Genomic DNA, 2947 nt, shown 5'->3' on the forward strand with positions numbered 1-2947 from the left:
GGAAGGTCGCCGGACGCCACGAGTCGACCCAACGCCCGCGCGGCCCGTACGAGTGCCGCGTTGCGACCACCCTCGGCGGTGCCCGCGACGTTCGCGGTCTCGTTGCGCAGCGCGGCGGCCGCGTACGCGCTGGTGTCGCGTGGGATCGGTGTGGGCACCGTGCGGCGGGTCACCGGGGCGGGTCGCAGCAAGGCGAGCAGCCAATCCGGCAGCGGTGTCACGTCGCCGTCACGGTTGATCGTGTAGGGGCGGGCGCCGATGATGCTGCCTGCGGCGATGACGTATCCGCCGTGTGCGCGCGTGTCGACCTTCCATCCGTGTTTGCCCACGGTGCTGGGCAGGCCGGGTCCGTCCGGGGCGAGGAAGTACAGGTGTTGGCCGCCCGAACGTGTGGTCACGGTGAACGTCGCGTCCGGGAACGACGCTTCGGCGCGCGTGGCCAGGATCGCGAGCACGTCGGCACCGTCGCCGATGTTCTCGTTCGCCCATGGTCCTTTCGGGACGTCGTCCTCGTTCTTGGGCTTGTCGAGGTCCACGACGACCAGTCCGCTCGGGCCGGTGGCGAGCCCGATGTTGTAGGGGGCGTGGTCCCAGCACCGCGCGATGCGCTCGGCGTCGGTGGTGGCGCGTGTCTCCCAGTCCTTGACGGCCGGGCGCTTGGCGCCGGGCACGAGAGGGAAGACGCGCCAACCGCGCTCGGCAGCGGACAACGCTGCGGTCTTCAGCGGGTTGTCGTCGGGGGCGAGCGGCGGCGTTTCCCGCAAGGGCGAGCCGGGGGCGTGGGCGGGGCAGAAGTAGCCGTTGACGTAGCGGCGCAGTCCCTCGGTTACGGGGCACGGGTTGGTTGTCCAGCGTGAGCAGACCACAGTGCGTTTGGGGGTCGGGTTCGGTCGGGTCATGGTGTCCCTCCGGTCCGGTGCCGTACGGGCGCCCGTCATGGCGCCCGTACGGGCATGTCAGGGGTGGTGTGCGCTATGCGGCGGACGCGGCCTGCTCGGCGTGCGCGGTGAGGAACTGACGGCCGATCAGGTGGGTGTAGGCGGGTGGGATCGCTTCGGCGATTTCGCGGCGGATGTCGGTCCAGTCGATGCCCATGGCGGCCTGCCACTGGGCGACGGTGCCCTTGCCCCCGCCGTCGCCGTAGACGGCGAAATACGGGCCGGTGAACCACTCGCCGTGGCGCATCCCCGCGACGCGTCCGCGGTGCGGCCGGTGCGCGGGTGCGGTCACGGTGAAGCCGTGGACCTCGAAGTAGCGGTGTCGGATAACGGCGAGATCGAACATCTCGCCGCACAGCCGCACGTCGCGCCGTAGTTCGGCGCCGGCGACGTTCTCGATGACGAACGGCACACCGGCCGCGGCGAGAACCTTCCGGGTGGGTGCGATCAACCGCGGGTAGGTGCGTCCGCGGTTGGTGCCCTTGGTGAGCGAGCAGGCGTCCTGACAGGGCGGCGAGGCGTGGACGAAGTCGAAGTCCGCGGCGTGCGCTTCGGCGTACTCGATCGCGTCGGCACGAACGAACGCGTCTCCGCAGTAGTTCGGCTGCTCGGCGACGTCGACACCGGTCACGTGGAATCCGGCGAGTTGGTAGCCGCGTGCGGCTCCTCCCGCACAGCAGAACAGGTCGAGCAGGCGCGGCCCGCCGGTCCGGGCGCGGCTCACGTCGCCTGCTCGTTCGGTCCGCCGGCGCGGGCGATGAGCGAGGCGACGGCCAGGACGGTGGGGCTGTCCCAGCCTCCGAGCCAAGCGACGATGAGGTGGTCGTACATGCCGAGTTCCACGCCGGCGTCGGCGAGTGCGCGGTACAGCAGCGCGCGATTCTCGGCGCCGGTCTGGCGCTCGATGCCGCGCGGTTCGGTGTTCAGCAGTTCGCGCGGAACGGGCACTTCTCGGATGAGCTCTGTCATGCTGGATTTCTCCTGTTTCCTGATGTGGTGCGGGAGCCCGGGGCGACCGACTGTCTTGGCGGATTGGGTGGTCGTCCCGGGGCGGTTCTAGAACGGCGGTTCGGCGCTGGCTGCGTGGCGGGTCTACCGCTCCACAACGTCCGCGTGCATGTCGCGGTGGATCACGGTGGTCGGGATGGCACGGCACAGCAGATCTCGCCCGAGGGCCATGGCGACGGTGGCCGCGCGGTGTCGACCCCCCGCGCACCCGACCGCCACCGTGATGGGTCCGGCGGACGGCCCGGCCAGGTAGGCCACGACCATGTCGGCGGTGGCGGCGAGCAGGGGCGCGATGCCGGGCGTGCCGAGCACGGCCAGTCGCACCGCCTCGTCGTCGGCGGTGAGGTACCGCAGGTCCGGCGAGACGTGCGGGTCGCGGTAGTGGGTCCGCAGGTCGAGCGTGACGGTCGCCTCCGGCGCGGGCCCGTGGAGGTAGCCGAACGAGACCACGGTGACGCCGGTCGCGGTCACAGCTCGCCCCGGATCTCAAGCTCTTCGAGCATGTCGTCGATGTGGCCGTGGTCGTTCGCGAAAAGGAACGTCTCTCCCTGTCGACGTCGCAGGTCGGCGAGCTTCCGGCGTTCGGCGATCATCTTCTTGAGGTCACGGGCGCTGTAGTCCTCGTAGCGGCGAACGCTGCTCATGGTGATCGTCTCCTCAGACCGTGTGCGGGTGTGGGACAAGGCGGTGGGCGCGGGCCCGGCGCTCAGGCGATGGCGGACGCGAGCGCGTCGACCAGGCCGGTGACGAGGGTTCCGGTGGAATCGTTGAGCGAGGCGGCGAACGTGGTGCCGGCGAGGTTGACGCCGGCGACGAACAGGCAGAACCCGGCGAGCTTGGGGGCCTTGTTCGAGGCGAGCAGGGCGAACGCGGCGAGCAGGAGGATGACGGGCAGGCCGATGCTCACGGTCGACCCGCCGGCGGCGAGAGTGGTCATGTCCGGTTCTCCTGACGGATGGTCGGAGCGTGGGTCAGCGGGTGCCGTCGGCGCGGAGCTTGTG

General features: G+C 70.7%; 6 protein-coding genes. All 6 read right to left on the bottom strand.

Annotation, left to right across the window (positions count from 1 at the left end):
* Positions 1 to 899, bottom strand: an 899-nt coding sequence (locus tag GT354_RS24805) for a bifunctional DNA primase/polymerase (RefSeq protein WP_161358588.1), incomplete at its 3' end; no start/stop codon positions are given.
* A gap of 73 nt (positions 900 to 972) precedes the next feature.
* Positions 973 to 1662 (bottom strand): DNA cytosine methyltransferase, encoded by a 690-nt coding sequence (locus GT354_RS24810; protein WP_161358589.1) that lies wholly within the window; start codon positions 1660 to 1662, stop codon positions 973 to 975.
* On the bottom strand, positions 1659 to 1907 hold the full coding sequence (locus GT354_RS24815) for a hypothetical protein (protein ID WP_161358590.1): 249 nt from the start codon (positions 1905 to 1907) through the stop codon (positions 1659 to 1661). Before GT354_RS24815 ends, GT354_RS24810 begins: the two co-directional genes overlap by 4 nt.
* A gap of 123 nt (positions 1908 to 2030) precedes the next feature.
* Positions 2031 to 2417 (bottom strand): RNase adapter RapZ, encoded by a 387-nt coding sequence (locus tag GT354_RS24820; protein ID WP_161358591.1) that lies wholly within the window; start codon positions 2415 to 2417, stop codon positions 2031 to 2033.
* The gene (locus tag GT354_RS24825; RefSeq protein WP_161358592.1) at positions 2414 to 2590 is read right to left on the bottom strand and encodes a hypothetical protein; all 177 of its coding nucleotides are present in this window, start codon (positions 2588 to 2590) and stop codon (positions 2414 to 2416) included. The genes GT354_RS24820 and GT354_RS24825 overlap by 4 nt, the downstream gene beginning before the upstream one ends.
* Before the next feature lie 62 nt (positions 2591 to 2652).
* Complete coding sequence (locus GT354_RS24830) at positions 2653 to 2883, bottom strand: hypothetical protein (protein ID WP_161358593.1); 231 nt, start codon at positions 2881 to 2883, stop codon at positions 2653 to 2655.
* Positions 2884 to 2947 lie beyond the last annotated feature (64 nt).

The sequence above is a fragment of the Streptomyces sp. SID3343 genome, assembly GCF_009865215.1.
Classification (GTDB): Bacteria; Actinomycetota; Actinomycetes; order Streptomycetales; family Streptomycetaceae; genus Embleya.